Origin of the sequence: Micromonospora sp. NPDC049049 (assembly GCF_040649115.1) — a bacterium.
Classification (GTDB): domain Bacteria; phylum Actinomycetota; class Actinomycetes; order Mycobacteriales; family Micromonosporaceae; genus Micromonospora.
This window is the reverse complement of the sequence record NZ_JBEZEX010000015.1, coordinates 50,139-75,315: the sequence shown is the minus strand read 5'-3', so window position 1 is coordinate 75,315 and position 25,177 is coordinate 50,139. Positions and strand designations below refer to the sequence as shown.

At 70.4% G+C, this 25,177-nt stretch carries 20 protein-coding genes; 12 read left to right on the top strand and 8 right to left on the bottom strand.

What is annotated here, in order from left to right; translation table 11 throughout:
* The first annotated feature begins 2 nt into the window (after nucleotides 1–2).
* The 3 genes from AB0B68_RS17270 (at nucleotide 3) to AB0B68_RS17260 (ending at nucleotide 5,462) form a co-directional block, all read left to right on the top strand.
* On the top strand, nucleotides 3–3,950 hold the full coding sequence (locus AB0B68_RS17270; RefSeq protein WP_357260976.1) for a ThuA domain-containing protein: 3,948 nt from the start codon (nucleotides 3–5) through the stop codon (nucleotides 3,948–3,950).
* A gap of 94 nt (nucleotides 3,951–4,044) precedes the next feature.
* Nucleotides 4,045–4,392 (top strand): PadR family transcriptional regulator, encoded by a 348-nt coding sequence (locus AB0B68_RS17265; protein WP_357205810.1) that lies wholly within the window; start codon nucleotides 4,045–4,047, stop codon nucleotides 4,390–4,392.
* On the top strand, nucleotides 4,389–5,462 hold the full coding sequence (locus tag AB0B68_RS17260) for a hypothetical protein (protein WP_357205807.1): 1,074 nt from the start codon (nucleotides 4,389–4,391) through the stop codon (nucleotides 5,460–5,462). The genes AB0B68_RS17265 and AB0B68_RS17260 overlap by 4 nt, the downstream gene beginning before the upstream one ends.
* On the opposite strand, the gene AB0B68_RS17255 is transcribed toward AB0B68_RS17260, so the two are convergent.
* Nucleotides 5,459–5,932: a septum formation initiator gene (locus AB0B68_RS17255; RefSeq protein WP_357205805.1), complete on the bottom strand. Its 474-nt coding sequence runs from the start codon at nucleotides 5,930–5,932 to the stop codon at nucleotides 5,459–5,461. The genes AB0B68_RS17260 and AB0B68_RS17255 overlap by 4 nt on opposite strands.
* Nucleotides 5,933–6,034: 102 nt before the next feature.
* Between AB0B68_RS17255 and AB0B68_RS17250 the strand changes: the two genes are divergently transcribed.
* The 4 genes from AB0B68_RS17250 to AB0B68_RS17235 all read left to right on the top strand — a co-directional run bounded on the left by AB0B68_RS17250 (nucleotide 6,035) and on the right by AB0B68_RS17235 (nucleotide 9,248).
* Nucleotides 6,035–6,730 (top strand): response regulator transcription factor, encoded by a 696-nt coding sequence (locus tag AB0B68_RS17250; RefSeq protein ID WP_357205802.1) that lies wholly within the window; start codon nucleotides 6,035–6,037, stop codon nucleotides 6,728–6,730.
* Nucleotides 6,727–8,022, top strand: a complete 1,296-nt coding sequence (locus AB0B68_RS17245; RefSeq protein WP_357260973.1) for a HAMP domain-containing sensor histidine kinase — start codon at nucleotides 6,727–6,729, stop codon at nucleotides 8,020–8,022. The genes AB0B68_RS17250 and AB0B68_RS17245 overlap by 4 nt, the downstream gene beginning before the upstream one ends.
* A 28-nt stretch (nucleotides 8,023–8,050) precedes the next feature.
* A complete protein-coding gene (locus AB0B68_RS17240) occupies nucleotides 8,051–8,605 on the top strand; it encodes a DUF5872 domain-containing protein (RefSeq protein ID WP_355006138.1) in 555 nt (184 codons plus the stop codon).
* A gap of 106 nt (nucleotides 8,606–8,711) precedes the next feature.
* On the top strand, nucleotides 8,712–9,248 hold the full coding sequence (locus AB0B68_RS17235) for a PepSY domain-containing protein (RefSeq protein WP_357260969.1): 537 nt from the start codon (nucleotides 8,712–8,714) through the stop codon (nucleotides 9,246–9,248).
* Between the two features lie 98 nt (nucleotides 9,249–9,346).
* Here AB0B68_RS17235 and AB0B68_RS17230 read toward each other — a convergent pair whose 3' ends face one another.
* From AB0B68_RS17230 to AB0B68_RS17215, 4 genes are all read right to left on the bottom strand, one after another.
* Entirely contained in the window at nucleotides 9,347–11,233 is a 1,887-nt protein-coding gene (locus AB0B68_RS17230; protein ID WP_357261126.1) for an ABC transporter ATP-binding protein, read from the bottom strand.
* A 661-nt stretch (nucleotides 11,234–11,894) separates the two neighbouring features.
* Nucleotides 11,895–13,145: a DUF222 domain-containing protein gene (locus tag AB0B68_RS17225; protein ID WP_357202420.1), complete on the bottom strand. Its 1,251-nt coding sequence runs from the start codon at nucleotides 13,143–13,145 to the stop codon at nucleotides 11,895–11,897.
* A gap of 1,441 nt (nucleotides 13,146–14,586) precedes the next feature.
* A complete protein-coding gene (locus AB0B68_RS17220; protein ID WP_357202418.1) occupies nucleotides 14,587–15,225 on the bottom strand; it encodes a class I SAM-dependent methyltransferase in 639 nt (212 codons plus the stop codon).
* 128 nt (nucleotides 15,226–15,353) lie between these two features.
* Nucleotides 15,354–16,565 (bottom strand): chitosanase, encoded by a 1,212-nt coding sequence (locus tag AB0B68_RS17215; protein WP_357260966.1) that lies wholly within the window; start codon nucleotides 16,563–16,565, stop codon nucleotides 15,354–15,356.
* 271 nt (nucleotides 16,566–16,836) lie between these two features.
* Here AB0B68_RS17215 and AB0B68_RS17210 point away from each other — a divergent pair, with 271 nt between their 5' ends.
* The 3 genes from AB0B68_RS17210 (at nucleotide 16,837) to AB0B68_RS17200 (ending at nucleotide 18,895) form a co-directional block, all read left to right on the top strand.
* Nucleotides 16,837–17,436: a sigma-70 family RNA polymerase sigma factor gene (locus AB0B68_RS17210; RefSeq protein ID WP_357202413.1), complete on the top strand. Its 600-nt coding sequence runs from the start codon at nucleotides 16,837–16,839 to the stop codon at nucleotides 17,434–17,436.
* The gene (locus tag AB0B68_RS17205; RefSeq protein WP_357202410.1) at nucleotides 17,433–18,146 is read left to right on the top strand and encodes a hypothetical protein; all 714 of its coding nucleotides are present in this window, start codon (nucleotides 17,433–17,435) and stop codon (nucleotides 18,144–18,146) included. The genes AB0B68_RS17210 and AB0B68_RS17205 overlap by 4 nt, the downstream gene beginning before the upstream one ends.
* Before the next feature lie 125 nt (nucleotides 18,147–18,271).
* Nucleotides 18,272–18,895: a hypothetical protein gene (locus AB0B68_RS17200; protein WP_357260963.1), complete on the top strand. Its 624-nt coding sequence runs from the start codon at nucleotides 18,272–18,274 to the stop codon at nucleotides 18,893–18,895.
* A 46-nt stretch (nucleotides 18,896–18,941) separates the two neighbouring features.
* Here the strand turns inward: AB0B68_RS17200 and AB0B68_RS17195 are convergent, their stop codons facing one another.
* A complete protein-coding gene (locus AB0B68_RS17195; protein ID WP_357260960.1) occupies nucleotides 18,942–20,567 on the bottom strand; it encodes a glycoside hydrolase family 43 protein in 1,626 nt (541 codons plus the stop codon).
* 206 nt (nucleotides 20,568–20,773) lie between these two features.
* On the opposite strand from AB0B68_RS17195, the gene AB0B68_RS17190 reads away from it, so the two are divergent.
* Nucleotides 20,774–21,793, top strand: a complete 1,020-nt coding sequence (locus tag AB0B68_RS17190; RefSeq protein WP_357202401.1) for a LacI family DNA-binding transcriptional regulator — start codon at nucleotides 20,774–20,776, stop codon at nucleotides 21,791–21,793.
* Nucleotides 21,794–21,799: 6 nt separating this feature from the next.
* Here AB0B68_RS17190 and AB0B68_RS17185 read toward each other — a convergent pair whose 3' ends face one another.
* Both AB0B68_RS17185 and AB0B68_RS17180 read right to left on the bottom strand, forming a co-directional pair.
* Entirely contained in the window at nucleotides 21,800–22,504 is a 705-nt protein-coding gene (locus AB0B68_RS17185) for an ElyC/SanA/YdcF family protein (RefSeq protein WP_357260957.1), read from the bottom strand.
* A gap of 538 nt (nucleotides 22,505–23,042) precedes the next feature.
* Nucleotides 23,043–24,377: a PHB depolymerase family esterase gene (locus tag AB0B68_RS17180; protein ID WP_357260954.1), complete on the bottom strand. Its 1,335-nt coding sequence runs from the start codon at nucleotides 24,375–24,377 to the stop codon at nucleotides 23,043–23,045.
* Nucleotides 24,378–24,804: 427 nt separating this feature from the next.
* Here AB0B68_RS17180 and AB0B68_RS17175 point away from each other — a divergent pair, with 427 nt between their 5' ends.
* Complete coding sequence (locus AB0B68_RS17175; RefSeq protein ID WP_357202392.1) at nucleotides 24,805–24,960, top strand: hypothetical protein; 156 nt, start codon at nucleotides 24,805–24,807, stop codon at nucleotides 24,958–24,960.
* Nucleotides 24,961–25,177: the final 217 nt, after the last annotated feature.

Here is a 25,177-nt window from a genome sequence, read left to right as displayed (position 1 = left end):
CTGTGCGCAGATCCCTGAGATCGTGGCTCGGCCTCGCGCTGAGCGCGATCCTCGTGGCGGGCGGCATCGTCGCCTCGCCACCCACTGCCAGTGCCGCACCGTTCACCGTGCTGGTCTTCAGCAAGACCGCCGGGTTCCGGCACGGATCCATCACCCCGGGCATCGCCGCGATCCAGCAACTCGGTGCGGCAAACGGCTTCACCGTCGAGGCCACCGAGGACGCCGCCCAGTTCACCGACGCCAACCTGGACCGGTTCGCCGCGGTGATCTGGCTCTCCACCACCGGTGACGTTCTCAACGCCGCCCAGCAGGCCGCGTTCGAGCGCTACATCACCGGCGGCGGTGGGTACGTCGGCGTGCACTCCGCCTCCGACACCGAGTACGACTGGCAGTGGTACGGGGGACTGGTCGGGGCGTACTTCGCCTCGCACCCGGCCGAGCAGAACGTCACGGTCAAGGTCGCCGACCAGGTGCACCCGTCCACAGCGGGGCTGCCGCAGCGGTGGAGCCGGTTCGACGAGTTGTACAACTACCGGACCAACCCCCGGGGCAACGCGCACGTGCTGGCCACCCTGGACGAGACCACCTACACCGGCGGCAGCATGGGTGCCGACCACCCGATCTCCTGGTGCCAGAACTACTCCGGCGGTCGAGCCTGGTACACCGGCCTGGGGCACACCGACGCGTCGTACACCGAGGCGAACTTCCGTCAGCACCTGCTCGGCGGCATCCGGACGGCCGCCGGCGCGGTCGACGCCGACTGTGGCCCCACCGTCACCAGCAGCTTCCAGCAGGTGGAGCTGGCCAAGGGCGCGGCCGAGACCGGCGAGCCGATGAGCCTCACCGTCCTGCCGGACCGGGGCGTGCTGCACACCTCCCGCAACGGCGTGATCCGGCACACCGACGCCGCCGGCAACACCAAGATCGCCGCCACCCTGCCGGTCTACACCGGCGACGAGGAGGGTTTGCAGGGCATCAAGGCCGACCCGAACTTCGCCACCAACCGCTGGGTGTACGCGTACTTCGCCCCACCACTGAGCACCCCTGGCGGTGGTGCGCCCGCCGAGGGCACGCCGGCCCAATTCGCCGTCTGGGAGGGTGTCAACCGGTTGGCCCGGTTCACTGTGAACGCGGACAACACCATCAACCTGGCGAGCGAGACGTTGATCCTCAACGTGCCGACCAGCCGGGGCATGTGCTGCCACGTCGGCGGCGACATGGACTTCGACGCGGCCGGCAACCTCTACCTGTCCACAGGTGACGACACCAACCCGTTCGACTCGGCCGGCTTCACCCCGATCGACGAGCGGGCGGGCCGTAACCCGGCGTTCGACGCGCAGCGCACCTCGGCGAACAGCAACGACCTGCGCGGCAAGGTCCTCCGGATCAAGCCGAGCGCGGCCGGCGGCTACACCATCCCGGCCGGCAACATGTTCGCCCCGGGCACCGCGCGGACCCGCCCGGAGGTCTACGCGATGGGCTTCCGCAACCCGTTCCGGATGAGCGTGGACAAGGCCACCGGCATCGTCTACCTCGGTGACTACGGCCCCGACGCGGGCACCGCCGACCCGAACCGGGGGCCGGCGGGCAACGTCGAGTTCGCCCGGATCGACAGGCCCGGCTTCTACGGCTGGCCGTACTGCACCGCCCGCAACGACGCCTACAACGACTACACCTTCCCGTCCGGGCCGTCCGGGGCGAAGTTCAACTGCGCCGGTGGGCCGGTGAACAACTCGCCAAACAACACCGGCATCACCCAGCTGCCGCCGGCCGTTCCGGCCTGGTTGCCGTACGGCGGCTCCGGCTCGCCGCCGGAGTTCACCGGCGGTGGCCTCTCGCCGATGGGCGGGCCGGTCTACCGGTACGACCGGAACAACACCTCGCCCGTGGCGTTCCCCGAGTACTACGACGGGACCTACTTCGCCGGTGAGTTCGGTCGCCGCTGGATCAAGAACATCAAGCTCGACGCGTCCGGCCAACCGCTGAAGATCAACCCGTTCCCGTGGACCGGCACCCAGGTCATGGACATGGAGTTCGGCCCCGACGGCGCGCTCTACGTGCTGGACTACGGCACCGGCTGGTTCAACGGCGACGCCAACTCGGCGCTCTACCGCATCGAGTACGCCCGCGAGGGCAGAGCACCCGTCGCCAGGGCCTCGGCCACCCCGACCAGTGGCACCGCGCCGCTGACAGTGGCCTTCTCCTCGGCCGGCACCCTCGACCCGGACGGGGACCCGTTCACCTACGCCTGGGACTTCGACAACAACGGCACCACCGACTCGACCGCGGCGAACCCGAGCTTCACGTACACCACGAACGGAACCCGCAGCCCGACGCTGACGGTCCGGGACACCACCGGAAAGACGGCCACCGCGAGCGTGGTCGTCACTGTCGGCAACAGCGCCCCGGTGGTCACCGTCAACACCCCGTTGAACGGGCAGACCTTCACCTTCGGGGACGCCGTGCCGTTCTCCGTGACTGTCACCGACGCCCAGGACGGCGCGATCAACTGCGCCCGGGTGAAGGTGAACTACGTCCTCGGCCACGACTCGCACGGCCACCAGCTCGGTAGCGTGCAGGGCTGCACCGGGGTCATCCAGACCTCGAAGGACGGCGAGCACGACGCGGCGGCGAACATCTTCGGCATCATCGACGCCGAGTACACCGACCTGGGTGGAGGCGGCCAGCCGGCGCTGACCACGCACACCCAGGCCGTCCTGCAACCTCGGGTACGCCAGGCCGAGCACTTCGGTGACTCGTCCGGCATCCAGATCGTCGCCGGGGCGGCGGGCAACGGCGGCGCGGCGGTCGGTTATGTCGACAACAACGACTGGATCTCGTTTAGCCCGTACAACCTGACCGGCGTCCAGTCGTTCAGCGCCCGGGTCGGCGCACCGGCCGGTGGTGGCGGCACGCTGGAGTTGCGGGTCGACTCGCCCACCGGCCCGCTCGTCGGTTCGGCCACCGTCACCTCCACCGGCGGGTACGCCACCTTCGCCACGGTCACCGGCGCGGTCACCGCCCCGACCGGCACCCGGACCCTGTTCCTGGTCTTCAAGGGCACCGGCCCGTACTTCGACATCGACGAGTTCACCCTCTCCACCAGCCCCGGCGGTCCCGGACCTGACCCGGACCCGGACCCGGATCCCGAGCCGGGCGCCAACCTGGCCCGGGGCAAGCCGGCGCGCGCGTCCAGCTTCGAGGGCGCGTTCACCGCGGCGAACGCGTTCGACGGCGTGGCCGGGACCCGGTGGGGCAGCGCCTTCGGGGACCCACAGTGGATCGACGTTGACCTCGGCGCCACGTACGCCATCAACCGGGTCAAGCTGACCTGGGAGGCGGCGTACGGCAGTGGCTACCAGATCCAGACCTCGCCGGACGGGGTCAACTTCACCACGATCCGTACGGTGACCGGCGGCGACGGCGGGGTGGACGACCTGACCGGGCTCAGCGGCTCCGGCCGGTACATCCGGCTCCTCGGCACCACCCGGGGGACCGCCTGGGGCTACTCGCTGTTCGAGTTCGAGGTGTACGGCGGCGGCGGTGGAACCGGTCCGCCCGGCGGCAACCTGCTGCTCAACAAGCCGACGTCGACGTCCAGCAACGAGGGGGCCGACGTGTCCGGCGCCCAGGCGGTCGACGGCAGCCTCACCACCCGCTGGTCGAGCACGTTCTCCGACCCCCAGTGGATCCGCGTCGACCTCGGCAGCCCCACCGCGATCGGTCGGGTCAAGCTGAGCTGGGAGGCGGCGTACAGCAGCGCGTACCAGATCCAGACGTCGAACGACGGCACCACCTGGACCACGGTGAAGACGGTGACCGGGGCCGACGGCGGCGTGGACGAGCACACCGCCCTCGGCGCCAACGGCCGCTACCTGCGGATCCTTGGCACGGCCCGGGGCACCGGATATGGCCACTCGCTCTGGGAGTTGGAGGCCTACGCCAGCTGAACCACCACCGGTGATGTGGCCGGCACGGGGATCCGTGCCGGCCACGTCCGTTCACAGCCTTGCATATACCGCCTGTCGGTATATGCTCCCTGGTATGGCTGAGGCTCCACTGCGGGAACCGACGTTCCTGGTGCTCACCGCGCTGGCGGAGGCACCCATGCATGGGTACGCCGTCATCGAGGACGTACTGCGCATCTCCGACGGCCGGGTGCGCCTGCGCGCCGGCACCCTCTACGCCGTCCTCGACCGACTCCGCGTCGACGGCCTCATCGAGGTCGAGCGCGAGGAGGTCGTGCAGTCCCGACTGCGCCGCTACTACCGCCTCACCGCGTTGGGCGCGCGGCGGCTCAGCGAAGAGGCGGCCCGCCTGCGACACAACGCGGACGCCGCTCGGGTGCGGCTGCGCCGCGGCGGCCTACTGACCGACGGGGGTGCGGCGTGAGCGGCGACGAGCTGGAGCGCGGTTACCGGCGACTGCTGGCCGTCTATCCCTGGGAACACCGGCGGGTGTACGAGGACGAGATGCTGGCCGTGCTCCTCGCCGGTGCGCGACCGGGTCAGCGTCGACCTGACGCCGCCGACGTGCGGAATCTGGTCGGCGCCGGATTGCGGGCGCGGCTGCGGGTGGGCGCACGGGGGTTCACCGAGCCGAGCTGGGCCGACGCGGCGACGGTGACCGGCCTGCTGATCGGGGTCGTCCTGCTGGCCCTCGCCGCGAAGGGACTGCTCAACCAGCTCGTCCGTGCGCCAGGCCTACCGCCCGGGTTCGCGCCGAGCGGCCCGGATCCCGTCGACTGGCTGCGCGTCGCCGGCTGGGCGGGCGTCTGCGCCGCGGTGCTGATCGGGTGGCGTTGGCTCGCCGCCGGTCTGGCCTGGGCCGGCGTGCTCGGCTGGGGTGCGCTCGTCGCCCCGCAGACCGGTGACAACCCGACGTACGTGGTGGACATGCTGCCGCAGCTCGCCCTCGCCGTGGTGGGTGCCGCCGCGCTCACCGTGCCGGCGCCGCGTCGCCGGGCGATCGCGCTGCTGGGCGTACGCCGACTGCTGGCACTCGTGCTCGCCCCAACCGCGATGGTCGCGCTGTTGGTGGCGAACCGGGTGGGCAGTCCCACTTTCGACTTGTCTGCCGATGGGGCGTCCTACCAGGTCTTGTACAGCCTTGAGGCGAGCAGTGAACTGGTCATCTGGCTCTACGTCGCGGGCCTGGCGGCCGCCGCGTCGGCCATGGTGATCGTGGTGGTCACGCTCACCCCGGAGGTACGCCGACGGATCGTCGTCATGCTCCTGCCCGTGGCGGCCCTCGCCCTGGTGATCGACAATGCCCTGGCGGGGTGGGTCACCTCGACGATGAACATGGGGCACGCCATCCCCCTGGTGCCGGCGCAGTGGGCGATGCTGGTGCTGGTCGCGCCGGTGACCTTCCTGGCCGGGGCGCTGCTTGTGCGACGTCGAGAGGAGACCCTGCGCATGGTCGCCCTCGGCCGAAACGCGGACCGCGAGCAGAACGGCTAGTCGTCGGCGACGGACACCGGCTCCGAGCCGATGCAGCGCACCTTCAACTCGTACTCCCGATTCGCCCCCTGGAACGTGACCTCCACGTCGTCGTCCGGGCCCCGGTCCACGTCGCGGACCCGGTAGCCCTGCGCGGGCGCCCAGGAGACGAGGCGTACGCCGCCGACGCCGCACTCGGCGACGGCAGTGCCGCCGTCCGTGGCGAACCCCCGGCGGGCCCCGGAGCTGGCGCTCGGCGCGGTGCCTGTCGTGCCCGGCGGGGCCGAGGCGGCGCCCGTCGTGCCCGGTCCGGCTGTGGGCACCGGCTCTGGTGAGGCGAGCGCCCGCTCGATGTCGGCCTCGCTGCGCACCCCACCCGGGGTGCCGGTGAGACTCTCGCCCACCAACCGGATCGCGCCCAGACCGATCACTGTGGCGATGGCGGCGGTCGCCACCCACCCGGTGGCGACGAGGATCGAACGACGGCCCATCCCCTGACTATCCCCGATCCGGCCTTGTCGTTCGCACATCCGAACGCTAAGGCGTGGTTAACGTACGCGGCGTCGACGGTTGCAGCGGTTAGCCTGCCAGCTGTGGCCCGCCTGTTGCTCATCGAGGACGACCTGACGATCCGTACCCCACTGATCCGGGCCCTGCGCGAACGCGGACACGCGGTCGCGGCGGCCTCGACCGCGATGGCCGGGCTCCGCGACGCGCTGGAGGACCGACCCGACCTCGTCGTGCTCGACCTGGGCCTGCCCGACCTGGACGGCCGCGAGCTGCTGCGGATGTTGCGCGCGGTCAGCGCGGTGCCGGTCATCGTGGCCACCGCGCGCGACGACGAGACCGAGATCGTCCGGGTGCTCGACGCGGGCGCCGACGACTACGTGGTCAAACCGTTCACAGCGGCGCAGCTCGACGCCCGCGTCCGGGCGGTGCTGCGGCGGGGCCCCTCCGGCACCGAAGGGCAGGTCCCGGCGCTGGTTGTCGGCGGGCTCCGCGTCGACCCCCGGGCGCGGCAGGTGACCCTGGACGGGGTCGCGGTCGAGCTGACGCCCCGTGAGTTCGATCTGCTGCACCACCTCGCCGGCCGACCGGGCCAGGTGGTCACCAAACGTGAGCTGCTCACGGAGGTGTGGCAGATCCCGTACGGCGGCGCCGACAAGACCGTCGACGTGCACCTGTCCTGGTTGCGTCGCAAGTTGGGGGAGAACGCCCAACAGCCTCGCTACCTGCACACGGTGCGTGGTGTCGGGGTGCGTCTGGAAGCCCCGGCGGCGCAACCGTGAGGGCGCGTCTCGCGCTGCTGGTCGCCGCGGTCAGCGTCCTCACCCTCATCGCGTTCCTGGTGCCGTTGGCGTTGCTGGTACGCACCGTCGCCGAGGACCGGGCCACCGTGCGGGCCACCGCCGACGCGCAGAGCCTGGTGCCGGTGGTCGGCACCGCCGACGCGGCGACCATCCGGCTCACCGTCGAGCAACTCGCCGCGGAGTCAGGTCGACCGGTGAGCGTCTTCCTGCCCGACGGCACGGTGCTCGGCGCCCAGACACCGCGTACGCCCGCGGTGGCCCTCGCCGCGCGCGGACAGAGCCTCACCGGTGAGTCGGCGGCCGGCCGGGAGGTGGTCATCGCCGTGCAGGGCCGGGCGGACGGCACCGGGGTGATCCGGATCGCGGTGCCGCAGCACGAGCTGACCGCCGGGGTCACCCGGGCCTGGCTGGTGCTGGCGCTGCTCGGCGTGATCCTCGTGCTGATCGGGCTGCTGGTCGCCGATCGGCTGGCGCGCACCCTGGTCCGGCCGATCAGCGACCTCTCGGCCGTCTCACACCGGCTGGCCAACGCCGAGCTGGACGCCCGCGTCACGCCGGCCGGCCCACCCGAACTGCGCGAGGTGGCCGGCGCGCTCAACCACCTCGCCACCCGGATCCAGGTGCTCCTGGTACAGGAGCGCGAACAGGTCGCCGACCTGTCCCACCAGCTGCGTACGCCGCTGACCGCGTTGCGGCTGGAGGCGGAGTCGTTGCGTGACCCGGACGACGCCGCCCGGATAACCGCCGCCGCCGACGGGCTCGAACGCGCGGTCACCGGGCTGATCCGGCAGGCCCGGTGGCGGCACGCACCGGCGCAACCGGCCTCCTCGGACGCGGCGGCGATCGTCGCCGACCGGGTCGCGTTCTGGTCGGTGCTGGCCGAGGACACCGGCCGGGCCGTCACCCTCGACCTGACGCCCGGCCCTCTCCCCGTCGGTGTGGCCGCCGACAACCTGACGGCGGCCGTGGACGCCCTGCTCGGCAACGTCTTCGCGCACACCCCCGACGGGACGCCGTTCGCCGTCCGGCTCGTCCGTGAGGCGGGCGAGGCGGGCGAGGTGGTCCTGACCGTCGCCGACGAGGGGCCGGGTATGCCCGCCGGGGCGATCCGGCGGGGCGCCAGCGCGGCCGGGTCCACCGGCCTCGGCCTGGACATCGCCCGGCGTGCCGCGCAGGCCGCCGGCGGCCGACTGGAGTTGCGGGCCGGCCCGCACGGCGGCGCGCAGGTGCTGCTCCGGCTCGGACCGTCGACGTCGCCAGGGGACGCATAGGCCCGGCGGTGCCGGGTAGCTGCCAGTCATGGCGCGGTATACGAAACCCGAGCTCAGAGAGCAGATCAAGGAAGAGATCCAGGCCTCCGACAAGGGCGGCAAGCCGGGGCAGTGGTCGGCGCGCAAGTCGCAGCTGGTCACTCAGGAGTACAAGCGGCGCGGCGGCGGATTCCTGGGTCAAAAGGACGAACGGCAGAAGGCGCTCCAGCGCTGGGGCAACGAGAAGTGGCAGACGAAAGAGGGCGATGCCCGGGCGCGCAAGGACGGCACGACGAGTCGCTACCTGCCCAAGAAGGCATGGGACGAGATGTCGGAGAGCCAGAAGCGGGCGACCGACACGAAGAAGCGGGAAGCCTCTCGAACGGGCAAGCAGTACGTCGCCAACACCGGGCCGGCCAAACGGGCGCGTCGGGACGCCACGACGGCCGGCCGGATGACGGAGATGTCGGTCGCGGAGGCGGCCAAGCTGGTCCGTGGCCTCGACACCCGACAGCTCAAGACAGCGCTGCGTAACGAGCGCGCCAGCAAGGACCGCAAGACGCTCGTCCAGCGGCTGGAAGCCGAACTCAACCGGCGCGGCTGACCCGGCCCTCGACCGCCTTAACCCGGCCTTAGCGTCCGGACAGCGCGCTGCTATCCCGATCTGGCCGATCCTCGGAGTCGACAACCGAGGAAAGGTGGACACCACGATGAAGCGCACCAATCTGCTTCTGGCGTCGGTCGGCGGGTCGGCGGTGCTGGCGGTGGCCGGGATCGCGCTCGGCGTCAACGCCGCGAACGACTCGCGGACCGGCGGCACGGCACTCGCCGCGGCAACCGTCGCGCCGACCGCCACCGACGCGCCGGCAATCACCGGTACGCCGTCAGTCGGCACCCCATCGGGTACGCCGTCGAGCGCAACGCCGTCCGGTACGCCGTCGACCGGCAGCGCGCCCGCGGGTAGCGCGGTCGACGAGAAGCGCGCCGGTGAGATCGCGCTCGCCAAGGCCGGTGGCGGTCAGATCGTCGAGGTCGAAGCCGAGAAGGAGAACGGCCGACCGGTGTGGAGCGTCGAGATCGTCGCCGGCGACACCGAGCACGAGGTGGACGTCGACCGGGACAACGGCTCGGTGGTCAAGGCCGAGCAGGAGCCGGTCGACAACGACGACAACGACGCTGACGACAACGACGACGACGACAACGACGACAACGACGACGACGACAACGACGACGACGACAACGACTGAGCGCGGTCGCCGCTCACGCCGGGTGCTGCGGTGAGCGGCGGCGCGCTGTGACGCGGTGGTCGGACTGTCCCTCGCGGGCGGATCGACCACCGCGTGCGTCATGTGGCGACGCGCTGCTCCTGGACCGTCGGTCGCTCCTGTGCTGCCGGTTGCCCCTGTGCTGTCGGCTGCTCCTGGGCGAACTGGGTGCGGTACAACTCGTGGTAGCGGCCACCCGCCGCGAGCAGGTCACTGTGTCGCCCACGTTCGACGATGCGTCCCGCTTCCACGACGAGGATCTGGTCGGCCGCCCGGATGGTGGAGAGCCGGTGCGCGATGACCACGCTCGTCCGGCCGGTCAGCGCCTCGGCGAGGGCGTCCTGAACCGCCGCCTCCGAGGTGGAGTCGAGATGCGCGGTGGCTTCGTCGAGGATGACCACGCGCGGGCGAGCCAGCAGCAGGCGCGCGATGGTGAGCCGTTGCCGTTCCCCGCCGGACAGGCGGTACCCGCGCTCGCCCACGACGGTGTCCAACCCATCGGGTAGCGAGCGGATCAGGTCGTCGAGGCGGGCCCGCCGGAGCACCTCCCACATCTCGTCTTCGGTCGCGTCCGGCTGGGCGAACGCCAGGTTGGCGCGGATGCTCTCGTGGAAGAGGTGCCCGTCCTGGGTCACCACGCCCAACGCCGCCCGGATCGACTCGGCCGACAGCTCACGGACGTCGACGTCGGCCAGCTTCACCGCGCCGTCCTCGACGTCGTACAGGCGAGGCACGAGCTGCGCGATCGTCGACTTGCCCGCCCCGGAGGAGCCGACGAGCGCCACCATCTGCCCCGCTTCGGCGCGGAACGACACCCCGTGCAGCACTTCCTCACCGCCGCGCGTATCGAGCTTCGCCACGTCCTCCAGGGACGCGAGCGACACCTTGTCCGCTGACGGGTAACCGAACCGGACCCCGTCGAACTCGACCGCGACCGGCCCCTCCGGAAGGGGGCGGGCGTCGGATTTGTCGAGGATCAGCGGCTTGAGGTCGAGGACCTCGAACACCCGCTCGAAGCTCACCAGTGCGCTCATCACCTCGACCCGGGCACTGGCCAGCGACGTCAGCGGTGCGTAGAGCCGCGACAGGAGCAGCGCGAGAGCGACGACCGTCCCGGCGTCGAGGCTGCCCCGTAGGGCGTAGAGACCACCCAGCCCGTAGACCAGGGCCAGTGCCAGCGAGCCGACGACGGTGAGCGCGGTGATGAAGACCCACTGGAGCATCGCGGCGCGGATGCCGATGTCCCGGACCCGGCGTGCCCGAGCCGCGAACTCGGCGGACTCCTCGGCCGGCCGCCCGTACAGCTTGACCAGCGTGGCACCGGGTGCGGAGAAACGTTCCGTCATCCGGGTGCTCATGGCCGCGTTGTGCTCGGCCGCTTCACGCTGCAACTGGGCGAGCCTCGAACCCATCCGCCGGGCCGGAAGAACGAAAATGGGCAGCAGGACGAGCGCCAGCAGCGTGATCTGCCACGAGAAGGTGAGCATCACGGCCAACGTCAGCATCAGCGTGACGGCGTTGCCGACCACACTGGACAGCGTGTCGCTGAAAGCCCGCTGCGCGCCGATGACGTCGTTGTTCAGGCGGCTGACCAGTGCGCCCGTGCGGGTCCGCGTGAAGAAGGCCACCGGCATGCGCTGTACGTGGTCGAACACAGCCGTGCGCAGTTGAACGATCAGCCCTTCACCAATGCTGGCGGAGAGAAATCGCGTCACCAGCCCCAGCCCGGCCTCGGCGAGGGCGATCACGGCGATCAGGACGGCCAACCGAATCACCACGCCGCTGTCGGCGCCGTCGACGATCGCGTCGACCACCCGACCGGCGAGAACGGGTGCCGCCACAGTGAGGACCGCCGTCACCACACTCAGCAGCAGGAACCTGACGATCAAGGCGCGGTGTGGCCGTGCGAACTGCGCGATCCGTTTCAAGGTGGCGCGGGACAGCGGTCGCTCGTCCTGCGCGTTCATCGCGTGGTGCAGAGACGTCCACGCGGCAAATTCCATGCTCATGCATTACCTCCGATATTGGAGGCTAGGACCTCACCCGAGCTTGAGGTCAAGTCACCACGCGATTCGGTGGCTACGGGTTGTTCACGTTAGCCGTAGCCCGGCACCACGTCGGTGCCGTCGACGACATCCGATACAGCGCTCAACGACGACGAGCTTGCGCCCGTGAGGCACTGGCGCGTGGAGCTTGGCCCACGATCATGGAGTTGTGGTGCCCGTTTAGGACACCAGCGGGCACTTTGTAACCCACCACGACTCCTTGATCGACGGCGAGGTCGTCGACGGCGAGGTCGTGGGGGCGGGGTCGTGGGGGCTGTCGAAGGCGGTCGTGAGCTGTTGCGGGTCGTTGTGCCCCTGCTGGCCGACGACGGCGCCACCTGGCTCGCGGGCCGACGCAGCGTTGCGGCCCGGAGCAGGCCGTCGTGAGCTGCTGCGGGTCGGGTGCGAGCCGCTGCGATCAGCTCTCTTCTCGACTCAGCCGGCATGCGCCCGGGACGTGCCGCTCGGCGCTTCGGCCTTCGCGGCGGGTGCCTGATCAACCAGCCTCCTAGGATGCTTTAGGCGGTGTGCGGTGGGCGACGGTATCGACCCGACATGGGTGATCGTTCTCGACTGGCCGCCCCTATGTTCGTCGGTGGTAGTGGTTGCGCCGGGGGAGTTGTTCGGGGTCGAGCCAGGCGGGTGGAATGAACTCCGGATGTCCGTCGTCGCCGAGCCGGACGACCCAGTCGGTCTGGTGGACGTGTCGATGGTGGTGGCCACAGAGGAGGACGGCGTTTGTCAGGCTGGTTGGGCCGCCGTCGGCCCAGTGTCGAATGTGGTGGGCGTGGCACCCGCGCGGTGGTCGGTCGCAGCCGGGGAACGCGCAGCCCTGGTCGCGGAGCACGAGGGCGCGGCGTAGCGGCCCGGTGATGAGTCGGCGTTGTCGGCCGACGTCGAGTGGTTGGCCGGCGCCGCCGAGGACGGTGGGCAGGATGGCGGCGTCGCAGGCGAGTCGACGCACCGTGTCCGGGGTGAGCTTTAGGCCGATGTCGAGTGCGCCGGTGGATAGCTGCCGGGTCAGCCCGTCGTAGCTGGTGGTGACGACGATCTGAGCGGAATCGCCACCGCTGTCGGGCAGCTCGCCGGTCCGGAGGGCGAGTCGGCACATGTCGGCGAGGGCGTCGTGGCGGCGTTGCCCGGGGGAGCGGGTGTCGTCGGGGCCGGATGGTGCGGTCAGTGGGTCGATGGCGGCGCGGAGCAGGCCGGCGGTTTCGGTGTCGAGGGTGCCCCTGAGTCGGAGTCGGCCGTCGGTTTGCTCGGACAGGGTGAGGTGACGGTCGCGGCTGGCGCGGCGTGCTTCGGCGTCGAGGGCGGCTTGGGCGGCGGCGTCGGCGAGGTCGGGGGCGACGTGGTCGAGGATGCGGGTGCCGAGTTTGCGCAGGTGGGTGGGGTCGAACTGCCCGGCCCAGTCGGTGAGCAGGCTGACGGCCTTGTCGGCGGCCTCGGTGCCGGCGGTGGCTTGCACGGTGGTGGCGGTGTCGACGATGACCCGGGCCTGGTCGAGGGTGATGTGCCCGTCGGCTAACGCTTGTCGTATCCCGGGCTTGCCGGTGTCGAGAGCCGTGGCGAGGTCGACGAGGCGGCGGCCGGCGGGGATGGTGAGTCGCAATCGTTCGCGGAGCCAGACCGTGGTGTTGGAGGCGCCCTGGGCGCGGGCGGTGCCGCGGCCGTCGACCTCGCGGATGAGGGTGAGGGTGACGGCGGCGAGGCGTTGCTGAAGGCGGTGCGCGGCGTCGAGCGCGGCGACCAGGTCGTGTTCCGGGAGGGCCCAGGCGGCGGCGTCGACGCAGGTGGCGATCGCGTCGTCTGCCAGCGCCAACTCCTCGACCATGACCCGAGACTAGAACAGGCGTACGACACTTTCAGTCACCAAGATCGATGGGCAGGTCGGTGCGCCGTGAGGCTTATGAATTTCCTCAAGGGTCCACCACCGTGCGTCTGCGGGCGTCATGCCGGACCGGCAGACTCGCATATTCGTTCGGGGCGAGTTCTCCCTCGGCGCGCCGGCCGCCGCCGGAGCGCATCACGGACCGTAGCCAAGGTGGGCTGGCGCCGACGTCCGCATCTGTCGAGATCAGTGCGCCGGCGACGAGCTTGCGCGAACAGCAGCTGCGGACGTGCGCGCTCAGCGCATGAGCTCAGCTGGCACTGCGAAATCCTCAGAGACGTAAAGGTCGGCGATGGCGCCATGATTGTCGGTGGCGCTTACGGCAGCGATCTTGTCAATGAGTGCGTCGTACTCGGGACCGGTCTTGCCCTGATAATGAGGTGTCCATGCGCCCCCATTCATCCCATGGCAGCATCTCGACCTTGTTCAGCGCGGCGAGGTCCTTGATGGCGTTTCCTCGAATCTCCGCGGGTCCCCAGTTCTCGGTGCCGTATACGCCGAACTGCGCGGCGTCGATGCGGCCGTATGTGGCGAAGCTACAGCGTGCCCGGGCCGCGATCCCGCGGTAGCGCAGCAAGGCACAGCTGAGCACGGCGAAGTGGCGGCAGGTGCCAATCACCCGCCGGTCAGGGGCGCGTGCGACAGTCAGCGGGGCTGGGTCCAGGCGAGCAAGGCACCGATGATGCCGTCGACAGGACGCAGTTGGTCCTCGGCGAACCGCTGCTCGGAGACCCCGAGCGCCTTTGCATCTGTGGGCTGGAGGACGAGGTCGTGAACAAGGTGGCAGATGTCGACGGGCTCACTCGGAAGATCGTCGAGCGCCGGCTTGTGGACCCGTGCCGATTGTCGTCAGCGGGCCTACCATGGCGTAATCGATCATCCCCGTTCTGCCGGCCATCGTAGGCACTGCTGCTAAAGACTCGCTGTCCCCCGGTCACGATGGTGGACGGCACCCGAGACCCCACCAAGAACCGGGCTGTTCACGGGGCGCGTGGTGTCAGGCTGGTGGGTTGTGGTGGCCAGCGGCGTACCGACTCCAGGTGCCGCCGGCGTTGGTGACCTGCCGGGTGGTGGTTGTCGGGTGGAAGCCCAGGGCGTCGCCGACGACCGGGGCGGGTGCTTGCAGGACGAGTTGGCGTAGTGCTGCGATGCGCGCGGGGGGAAGTCGAGGTTCTGAAGCCGGTTCTTGGCGGTCAAGGCCTCGGGTGCGGCTCCTGGCCAAAGTCGCATGCGTTCGAGCTGGGCGATGGCGGGCTCTGCCAGGTGTTGCGAGGCCGGGCAAGGTGCGGATGGCGTGATCGAGCCGGCGGTGTGCTGCGGCGCGCACTCATGCTGGTGACCGACGCGCCATCACCCTTTGTGATGTCAATGCCTAGGTTCCATGTCACGCAACGAACTTAAAGACCTTGCCGTTGGTGGCCAGCGGCTGCGGAGTGCCGGCGAAGCGGTGAACGCCGACAGAGAACAGCACGCCGTCGGGGGCGTGGAAGGCCTGTTCGGCGAACCCGGCGTCGGCCAACCACGTTCGGATTTTTGGTGTCAGGTCGGGCGGACGTCGGGTCCTGGTCCAGATAACCGTGGCGTCTGCGGCGCAGAGCTTCGGCAGCGCGTTGATGGTGGCATGGGCGTCGGCGTCACTGATGTTGCCCAGGACTCCCGCCATGATGACGAGGTCGGCGGGCACCACCTGTCGGTAGGAGGCGAGGTCACCCGCGTCGGCCTGCATGACGGTCACCGTCTTGAGGTTTTCGGTGACTGCTCTGGTTCGCGCTGCGGCAACGTTGCGCGGGTCGTACTCGATCAGCGTGACATCGACCCGTGTGGCGTCGGGGCGGGTGGCCAGCACGTCCAGGACGTCTTGACCTTGACCGGCACACATGCTGACCACCGACACAGGCTTGCCCGGTCGCTCGTCGAACCACGCGGCGATGTGCTGCTGAACCAGCCGTAGCCGCCGTGCCAGCGGTGAGTCATCTTCGGCGTACGAGCTGTGCCATGCGTACCAATCCTTGCCGTCGTTCACGGAGACCAAGCCTGCCAGTCTCACCCGTGGCGGCGGTGTGGGCACGCCGATCGCGGCAAAGAGCCTTGCGGCGAGGTCGTCGGCGAACGGAAACTCCCGTGCCGGCGACCCCGCCACCACTCAGCGAGCTAGCCGATGCGGAACTGTTCGCCGTAGACGGCGAACGTCAGGGGCGTGTTGAGGTTGAAGTTGCCGTTGTTGAGGAACACCCGCTGGGCGGTGTCGACGCGGGAGGTGTCCGAGTGGGCCGCTTCCTTCCTCATTTCGAGGACCCGCTCGTCGAGGAAGGCGTTCAGCCAGGTCCGCTCGTCGCCGCCCTGGGCTGGCGGCTTGGCCCGGTTCAGGGCGCGGCTGCGGATCTGGCGCATGCCCTCGTACCCGTGCATGACCGCCGCGTCGTAGTAGGCGAACTGGCCGAGCGCCCGGACCTGGTCGTTCTTGCCGTCGCGTACCGATGGGTTGAAGTAGACCCTGTCGCGTTCGGCCTCCTGGGCGGCCTGGAACACCGGGTCGTTGGCGGCGGTCCGCCAGTCGCGGGGGAAGTTCGGGTCGAGGCCCGAGTGTGACGGGGTGCCGTTGACGTTGCGCAGCGCCGGCAGGTAGCCGGCGAGCACATTGCCCGGCTTGGTGCGGGTGTACGCCTCGACCAGTTCGAGCATGTCGCCGGTGCCGGAGCAGAAGCCGATGATGCCAGCGGTGTAGCCGCGCCCGTCGCCGATGTCCTCGATGTAGGAGAACTGCGCGCGCCAGTCGAGCGAGGAGTTCTCGGCGGCCGAGACGAGATGCATGGCGACGTCCTTCTTCGCCGGGTCGTCGAGGTTGGTGCCGGTCGGGGTGGTGGGCGGGGGAGTGGTGGGAGTGCCGCCGCCCGGCAGGGTCCACCGCTGGTTCGTGGTGCCGCCGCACGTCCAGATCTGCAACCGGGCGCCGTTGGCGGTGCTCCGGTCGGTGACGTCGAGGCACTTGCCGGAGGCGGTGTTGACGAGCGCGCCGTTGCTGGCGGTCCACTTCTGCGCGCCGGTGTTGTTGCAGTCGTACAGCTGCACCTTGGCGCCGTTGGCTGTCGACGCGGCGGTGACGTCGAGGCACTTGCCCAGGGCTCGGATCGAGTTGTCGCTGTTTCCGACGGTCCACGTCTGGGCCGCGCTGCCGTTGCAGTCGTAGAGCTGGACGGCAGTGCCGTTGGCCGAGCTGGCGCCCGCGACATCGACGCACTTGCCGCCCAGGCCGGTGATCGGGCCGGCGGTCGCGGCGCTCGCCGACGGCAGGCCGTAGCCGAGGGCGGCGACGCCGATCAGCAGGGTGCCCACGACGTAGGCGGCTGTTCTCTTGTGAACCATGGGTGTTCCTCGGGGAAGGGGCGGCGTGCCGCCAGCCGGTCGGTGCGCGGTGCCCTACGGCGCCGAACTGCCGCGCCGCGCCAAGCATCAGGAAACTGTATTAACAGATACCAGTACGTCGATTCGCCGTCAATCGACGACCGCGAGGCGTGACGGCCTCTGTTCATCCCGTCGTTGGCGGGACGTACCTGCCGGTGGCTATCGTCGGGCCGTAACTGATCAACGGGCCGGTCCGTCGGAACCAGCACCGTCCGACGGACAGAAGATGGTCATGGAGTCGAGTCTGCGCGCTCGGGTGCGAGCCGGTGACCCCGGCGCGTTCGCCGAGCTGTTCGACGCGTACGCGCGCTCGGTGTACAACCACGCGTTCCGGCTGACCGCCGACTGGGCCACGGCGGAGGACGTCATGGCCGCCACGTACCTGCAGGCCTGGCGCTCCCGGGAGCGGGTCACCGAGGAGGGTGGGTCGCTGCGTCCCTGGTTGCTCGGCATCGCCACCAACGAGGCCCGTAACCACGCCCGCAGCAACCGTCGCTACCGCAGGGTGGCCGCCGCGCTGCTCGCCTCCGACTTCACACTGCCCGATCACGCCGACGAGGTCGCCGGCAGACTCGACGACAGCCGCCGCATCGCCGCCGCCATCGACGCGCTCGCCCGGCTGCGTCGATCCGAGCGCGAGGTGCTGACCCTGTGCCTGTGGGAGGGCCTCGACTACGAGTCCGCCGCGGAGGCGCTGGGTGTTCCGGTCGGTACGGTGCGCTCCCGGCTGTCGCGGGCCCGCGCCCGGCTCCGTACCCTCGTCGACGCGCCACCGCGCGCCGCGCGACCGCCGATCGTGGACGCCTCGCTCGTACGGGAGGGCAGCCAGTGAGCGCGCCGGACCCGGCCGAGTGGGCGAGGATCGCCCCCCACCCCGGCGACCAGGACCTGCCGGAGGGCCGGCACGAGGTGCACCGCCGTCGCCTGCTCGCGGCGATCACGCAGGAGCCGCGTACCCGAAGAAAGGCCTTCGTGTCGTCGCGGCCCGCGCTCGCGGCGGCCGCGTTGGTCCTGGTGGTGGCGGGGATCGGCGGAGGGCTCGCGCGCCGGTCCGGCGACGCGCCCCCGGCCGCGATCCCGTCACCCGAGGCGACCCGTCCGGCCGCTCGGCCGGCGCCGCCGGGCACGGCCGCCAAGAATCGTGGGTACGGCACCGTGCGCCACCTCACCGACACGGCCGACCTGGTGGTCCGCGGGGAGGTGGCGTCGGTGACGGACGGGCGGGCGGTCTACCGCGTGGCGGAGGTGCTGTACCGCGCCCCGGGCGCCCCGGTGCCCACCGAGATCATCGTGGCCGCCGAACTGGCCGGGACGGCCGGCCGGCCGAGCGTCCTCTACCTGGGCCTCGTCGACCCGGCTGCGCGCGTCTACCACCCGCTCGGCGGGGAGTTCGGGATCTTCGACCTCGCCGGGGAAACGGCCACCAGCCGGTCACCGGCGATGTCGGTGACCGGTCTGCGTAGCGAGGACGCCACCGCTGCGGGTCGCGCGTTCGTCACCACGCTTGCCGAGCTTCGTCAGCTCGCGCGCGAGCGGCGCTGACCCCCGAAAAGCTGAGCCCGAAAAAAATGGAACTCGGTGCCCGGGACGCACAGATAGAAGGCGTAAGCAGTGCCGCGTTCCGAGCGAGACGGCCCGGGACGGCACCGAGACGCGAGGAGCGTTCCATGGCAGTCGACCTTCGCCGTACCCGGCCGCTGTGGGCCACGGCCGCCGCCGTGCTGTCCGTCGCGGCCCTGGCCGCCTGCGGCAGCGGCGGTGACGCCGACCGGGCCGCCGGGCCCGCCCCGAGCAGCGCCGCCCCGAGCAGCGCCGCCACGCCGACGGACGTCGCGCCCCCGCCGATCAAGGGCAAGCTGCGTGGGTACGCCACAGTGCGGCAGCTCAGCGACACCGCGGACCTGGTGGTACGCGGTGAGGTCGAGGAGACCGGATTCCGGGTCGACGAGGTGCTGAGCGCGACGACCGGATCGACAGTGCGGGCCGGGGTGCGGATCACGCTCGCCCAGCTGCCCGCCGGTGTGCCGGACATGGCGCACATGTCGAAGCTCGAGGCCGGCCAGGTCGTGGTGCTCTACCTCGCCCAGGACCCGGCGGCCTCGACGTTCCGGACGCTCAGCGGCGACTTCGGCGTGTTCGACCTGAACGGGTCCGGCGCGGAGGCCGTCGCCACGACCCGCTCGCAGACCATGGCCGTCAGCGGCCTGAACGCCGAGGACCCGGCCGCCTCCGGCCGCGGGTTCCGCACCACTCTCGGCCAACTGCGGGCCGTCGCCGCTCAGGCCAGGTAGGAGGAGTGGGCACGCGGACGGCACCCGCCGAGTGCCGTCCGCGTGGTCACTGTTCCCGGTAGGTGGCCAGGTCGAAGTCGGCGTGCACGCCGTCTCCACCCAGGTCCTGTACCCACAGGCCCAGGAACGCCCCCGTGAAGCCCCACGCCGCCGGCTCACCGTCGATGATCAGCGCGGCGTGCTCGTCGGACAGGATGGTCGCGTCCAGTTCGACAGGTAGCCGCTGCCAACCGGCGCCGAGGTCGTAGTCGAAGCGCACCGCCGGCCCGTCGAAGACGGCCCGCAGGCCGACCCGGGTGACGCCGTCGACATCGACGGTCAGCTCGGGGTACGCGGTGCGCCGCCCGTTGTCGGAGCTGAGCAGCTCCAGCACCGTCCGGCCGTCGTCGGCCCGGGTCAGGTAGAGGTGGTGCCAGTTGAGCGTGTTGTAGTAGGCGGTGATCCCGGCGAGCTGACGGTGGTCGGCCGGTGCGAACTCCACAACGGTCTCCAGCGAGCACTCCCTTGCGCCGACGCGCCGCCCGATCAGGCTGGGTGCCTGTCGACCGACCGGCGACTGCCCGCCGTGGACCCGCAGGTACGACGGGCGGGTGCGCAGGTCGACCCAGTCCGGGGTGGCCGGCCGACGCAGCGTGGACCAGCACCGGCCCAGCTCGGGGGCGTCGAAGTGGTCCGTCTCGGGCTCCGCCGGCCAGGGGTGCGCGGGCAGGTCGGGTGCGACGACGTCGTCCGCCGGCACCCCTCCGGCGATGCGCGGCCAGCCGCCCGACGGCCACTCGACCCGCTGGATCGCTGTCTCCCGACCCAGCACGCAGTTGCCCAGCGGGGAGTACGGGCGACCAACCAGGTGGGCCAGGTACCACTCGCCGTTCTGCGTGTGGACCAGACTGCCGTGCCCCGCCTTCTGCAACCGCAGGTCGGGCCGCCCGAAGGAGGTGAGCAGTGGCCCGTCCGGGTCCACCTCGTACGGTCCGAACAGCTCCCGGGACCGCGCCACGGTGACCTGGTGCTCCCAACTGGTGCCGCCCTCGGCGGTGATCAGCCAGTACCAGCCGTCGTGGCGGTACAGGTGTGGACCCTCGGTGACCCCGGCCGGGGAGCCGGTGAACAGGATGCGAGGGCTGCCGACCAGACGGCGTGCGGCACGGTCGTACTGCTGGATCTCGATGCCACCGAAGCGGTCGCGGCCGGGCCGCCAGTCCGCGCTCATGCCCAGCAACCAGGTGGTGCCGTCGTCGTCGTGGAACAGCGCCGCGTCGAACCCGCGCCCGTGCAGTTTCACCGGATCGGACCAGGGGCCGGTGATGTCCTCTGCGGTGACCAGGAAGTTCTGCGGATCCCAGTAGCCGCTGGCGAAGCTGGCCACGTCGCTGTAGACGAGGTGGAACTGACCGTCGTGGTACGTCAGGTCGGGCGCCCACACTCCGTTGGAGTCGCCGCATCCGCGCAGATCGAGCAGGCGCCGGTCGGTGATGATCCCACCCAGGCTGCGCCAGTTCACCAGATCACGCGAGTGGTGCACGAGCACACCCGGATACCACTCGAAGGTCGAGGTGGCCAGGTAGTAGTCGTCGCCGACGCGCAGGATCGACGGGTCCGGGTGGAAGCCGGCGAGGATGGGATTGCGGATCGACCGGATAGCGGTCGCCACGTTAGCGATGTCGGTCGACACGAGCACTCCTCTGGACGGGCTGTCTGGAACTTCCGGAAAATCGCGGTCCTGGATCACTGGAGGCCCTGCTTACGCTAGCCGCTCTTTTCGCAATAGGACAGAGGTCTTGACCGCTGGGACAACAGCTCGTAGCGTGCCGGCCATCGATCGGCATTACCGGCGAAGCATTGAAAGTTTCGGAGATCCATAGCTCCGCAGGGGGGACCGTGGGCACGGAGAACGGCCGAAACGTCACCATCGCCATGATCGCGCGGTTGGCCGGAGTCTCCGTGCCCACCGTCTCCCGGGTCATCAACGGCCGCTCCGACGTCGCCCCCGACACCCGGGAACGCGTCGAGGAGCTACTGAACCGGCACGGCTACCGCCGCCGCTCACCGTCACGGCGTACCGACGCCGCCCTCATCGATCTGGTCTTCAACGACCTGGACAGCCCGTGGGCCGTGGAGATCATTCGTGGGGTGGAGGACGTCGGCCAGACCAGTGGCGTCGGCACCGTCGTGTCGGCCATCCACTGGCGCATCTCCTCGGCCAAGCAGTGGCTCGACAACATGCGTACGCGGTCCACCGAGGGAATCATCTTCGTGACCTCGATGGTGAACCCACCGTTGCAGGCCGAGCTGCGCCGGCTCCACCTGCCGGTCGTCATCATCGACCCGGCCGGGGTCGACCCGCAGGAGTCACCCACCATCGGCGCCACCAACTGGGCGGGCAGCCTCAGCGCCAACCAGTACCTGATCAGCCTCGGCCACCGCCGCATCGGCTTCATCGCCGGCCCGCCGCACCTGATGTGCAGCCGGGCCCGGATGGACGGCTACCGGGCCGCCCTCGGCGCCGCCGGGATCCCCATCGACGACGCCCTGATCCGCCCCGGCAACTTCTACCACGAGGCCGGCTTCACAGCGGGTACGCAACTGCTGGCCCTGCCCGACCCGCCCACCGCCATCTGCGCCTCCAGCGATCAGATGGCCCTCGGCGTCTACGAGGCGGTCCGTAAACGGGGTCTGCGGGTGCCCGACGACGTCAGTGTGGTCGGCTTCGACGATCTGCCGGAGGTGCGCTGGTGCTCGCCACCGCTGACCACCGTCCGGCAACCCCTGGCCGAGATGGGCATGCTGGCCGCGCGGACCGTGCTGCGCCTCGCCAGCGGCGAGAGGACCGAGAGCCCCCGGGTCGAACTCGCCACCGAACTCATCGTCCGCGACAGCGCCGCACCAAGACGCTCGTGACCTTGCCTAGTCGATGCGCAACGCCTCGTCGACGCCGGTCTCCCGGCGGCCGAGGTGTGCCGGATCCCGACCGGAGAGCAACTCCAGCGCTGCCTTCAGACAGGCGCCGTTCTCCCGGTACGAACTGAACCACCACGTCTGGGCGTACCGCTTCGCGCTGTCGTCGCCCACTCCGTTGGCGTCGATGCCGAGGCGGCGGCACAGTGCCACGGCGCGCGGAAGGTGGAAGGTCTGGGTCACCACAGTGGCTCGCCGCACCCCGAAGATCCGCTCAGCGCGCGCACACGAGTCGTACGTGTCGAAGCCGGCGTAGTCCGGCACCACCTTGTGCGCTGGTACGCCCCGCTCCACCAGCCATGTCCGCATCGCGGCGGGCTCGTTGTAGTCGGCGTTCATGTTGTCGCCGGACACCAGGATCGCCCGCACCTTGCCGGCGTCGAACAGCCGCCGCGCGATCTCCAACCGGGCGGCGAGGACGGGTGAGGGCGTGCCGTCGGCGTCCACCTTGGTGCCCAGGACCAGGGCGACCGGGGCGTCCGGCACCTCGGACTCGCCGTAGAGGTGGCCCTCCGCGGTGTCGCGGATCCACGTCACGCTGGCCACCGTGCCGCCGGTCAGCACCACGATCCCCACCACGAGCGCGAGGACCGTACGACGGACCAACGGGTGCTCCCCGTACCAGCGTCTGGCCGCGCCGAATCGTCCCCGCATGCCGCAAGGCTATTCGGCCCGCGCTCACGACTGTCGTCGGCGTCGCTGTCGACCTGATGCCGTAGCCGAGTCATCGATTGTCTATGGACAATCGCTCACTGTTAACGCTAACGTGACGGACAGTCGTCGATACTCGACCGATCTCAGGCCGCCGTGACGGAGCTGTCGCCATTGGCCCGAGGCGTGACGGATGACGATCGTGGCGTGGGGCGGGTGGCACGTGGCCGGCGCGAGACGGCCCGAGACCACCACCGGGCGACCCGCGCGCCACGCGGCCGAGGCGTGAACGGCCACCGGGATTCCAGGGCACCGCAGCAGCCGGGACAGTCGTACGACGACGACCGGCCCGCCCACCTGCCCAGCGCACCTCGCTGAGCAGTGGCCCACAGCTGGGCCGCCCTGATGGCGACCGTCGATCCCGGCCCTGGCCGCCGGTTTGCGTCCCGCTGTTCGGAGTCCGGGCCCGAGCAGCGGGACGCACACCCGCACGAACAACCGCACGAACAACCGACGGTGTACGCCGCCGTCGGTCAGCGCGTCAGCTTCGGGACCACCGCTGGCTGTTCGAGCCGTTGCAGCTCGACAGGACCGCAGGGGTGCCGTTGGCGGTTCCGGCGGCGTTGGGCGTCAGGCACAGGCCGGACTGTGCGCCGGTCACCGTGCCATCGGTGTTGACGTTCCACTGCTGGTTGGTGCCGCCGTTGCAGTCCCAGATGATCACCCGCGTGCCGGGCGAGGTTCCGGCACCCTCGGCGTCCAGGCACTTCGTGCCGTACACCTGGAGTTGTTTCGCGGCGGTCGACGTCCACTGCTGGTTGGTGCCGCCGTTGCAGTCCCACAACGTCAGTTGGGTGCCGTTGGTCTGCGACCGCGACGGGACGTCTAGGCAGCGGTTGGCGGCCGCGTTGCGCAGTGGCGCCGACGTGCCGCCGGGTGGCGGCGTGGTGGCGCTCGTGGTGTCGAAGCCGAGGAACCGGATGGCCTGCGCGGCGTCGAACGGGATGGAGTGGCCGTACCCCTGGAAGCTGATCGCCTCGACGGGCGCCGTGCCGCCGGTGCCTCCGTACCGGGTACGGGTGGCGCTGGCCTGCGGGGAGTCGGTGAAGCTGGGGATCTGCGACACGCCCAGCACGTTGGTCCACTGCTTGATCTGCTCGCCGAAGTTGACGTAGCTCAACGTGGTGTCCGTGGTGCCGTGCCAGATCTGGAACCGAGGACGCTTGCCTGAGTAACCGGGGTAGGCGTTGCGGACCAGGTCACCCCACTGCTGCCCGGTCCTGACGATCCGGCCGCCGGAGCACTCGCTGTTCCACTCCGCGCCGTTGGTGGTGGCGAAGCACCCGAACGGGACCCCGGAGGAGCTGAACCCGGCGTGGAACACATCCGGGTAGAGGCCGACCATGACGTTGGTCATCATGGCGCCGGAGGAGAACCCACCCACGCCGATCCGGTTGGCGTCGACCGGGTAGCGGCTCCGGACGTGGTCGACCATGGACTTGAGGCCCACCGGGTCGCTGCCGCCGTCGCGCCGCAGGGCCTGCGGTGACGATACGTCCCAACACTTGCTGCTCCGGGTCACCGACGGGTAGATCACGATGAAGCCGTAGCGGTCGGCGAGGGTGCTCAGGCCGAAGCCGCTGTGCACCGCCGGACCGCTGCCGGTGCAGTAGTGCAGGGCGAGGAGCAGGGCCGGCTGGGCCGCGACCCGGTCCGGCACGTACAGGTGCATCTGGAGGTTCGTCGGGTTGGTGCCGAAGTTGGTCACCTGGGTGAGCGTCGCGGCCGACGCCGGGGTGGCGACCGTGACCACTGCCGTCATCGTCGCCAGGGCCGTCGCCAGCGTGGCGGCCAGCAGTGCGATCCTTGATCTCATCGGCGGTTCCTCTTGTCGTGAGTCGGGGACCCGGCGGCAGCACGGCGGTCCGGCGCAGGCGGATCGACGACGGCGCCAGGGTGGCCCCGGGGCGCGCGACGTCCGCCGCGCGTCACCGGCGGCTGCTGACGGAACCTGATGCGACGTCCACCTGCCCCGGGGACGTCCTGACCACTGAGGTCGAACCAGCGAGGGGCCTCCCGGTGAGCCGCGGACGCTGACCGCCTCGCATCGACTGTGAGCGATAACATGCCGTTCGTCAAGCTGTAACGTTCGACGACTGTCGATCTCATGTCGGGGCGTTCACGGCTTCCACCGCTGGAGGGTGGATGTCACAATGAGGGCGGCGCTCACGTGGTCACCGCTGAGCCCGGGGGAGGGCCTTCCGCAGGAAGCGGACGGTGGGCACGAACCCGGAGGCCGTCTCATGACCCATCTGCCAGACGCTACTGCCCTCTCCGGCATCGTCGAACTGCTCGGCGGCGTGCTGCAACTCGCCGCCGCGGTCGTCACTCTGCTGGCCGCCGTGAGTGTCCGCGGGCGTCGCTCCGGGCGCGGGGAGCGCGGCGAAGACGACGTCTGACGCATCTTGAGATTGTCCAACCGACAGTGCCATTGTGGTACGTCGATGAAGAGCCGCGCGCGGGGCTGACGTCCGTCCACTGGGCAGCCGGGATCACATGTGATCTCGGGGGGCGGTGACACGAGCGATGGACCAACCCGAGTCTGCCGTCCACGAGATCGCCCGTCACCGGTTCGCACCCTGACCGGTCGGGCGGCTCCTCTGCGCGAAGGAACCC

Excerpts from the sequence above, each read along its gene's own strand:
- AB0B68_RS17265 (WP_357205810.1), top strand. The coding sequence starts at position 4,045 with ATGGCTGAGGCTCCACTGCGGGAACCGACGTTCCTGGTGCTCACCGCG.
- AB0B68_RS17255 (WP_357205805.1), bottom strand. The coding sequence starts at position 5,932 with ATGGGCCGTCGTTCGATCCTCGTCGCCACCGGGTGGGTGGCGACCGCC.
- AB0B68_RS17240 (WP_355006138.1), top strand. The coding sequence starts at position 8,051 with ATGGCGCGGTATACGAAACCCGAGCTCAGAGAGCAGATCAAGGAAGAG.
- AB0B68_RS17235 (WP_357260969.1), top strand. The coding sequence starts at position 8,712 with ATGAAGCGCACCAATCTGCTTCTGGCGTCGGTCGGCGGGTCGGCGGTG.
- AB0B68_RS17230 (WP_357261126.1), bottom strand. The coding sequence starts at position 11,233 with ATGAACGCGCAGGACGAGCGACCGCTGTCCCGCGCCACCTTGAAACGG.
- AB0B68_RS17225 (WP_357202420.1), bottom strand. The coding sequence starts at position 13,145 with ATGGTCGAGGAGTTGGCGCTGGCAGACGACGCGATCGCCACCTGCGTC.
- AB0B68_RS17215 (WP_357260966.1), bottom strand. The coding sequence starts at position 16,565 with ATGGTTCACAAGAGAACAGCCGCCTACGTCGTGGGCACCCTGCTGATC.
- AB0B68_RS17210 (WP_357202413.1), top strand. The coding sequence starts at position 16,837 with ATGGAGTCGAGTCTGCGCGCTCGGGTGCGAGCCGGTGACCCCGGCGCG.
- AB0B68_RS17200 (WP_357260963.1), top strand. The coding sequence starts at position 18,272 with ATGGCAGTCGACCTTCGCCGTACCCGGCCGCTGTGGGCCACGGCCGCC.
- AB0B68_RS17185 (WP_357260957.1), bottom strand. The coding sequence starts at position 22,504 with ATGCGGGGACGATTCGGCGCGGCCAGACGCTGGTACGGGGAGCACCCG.
- AB0B68_RS17180 (WP_357260954.1), bottom strand. The coding sequence starts at position 24,377 with ATGAGATCAAGGATCGCACTGCTGGCCGCCACGCTGGCGACGGCCCTG.
- AB0B68_RS17175 (WP_357202392.1), top strand. The coding sequence starts at position 24,805 with ATGACCCATCTGCCAGACGCTACTGCCCTCTCCGGCATCGTCGAACTG.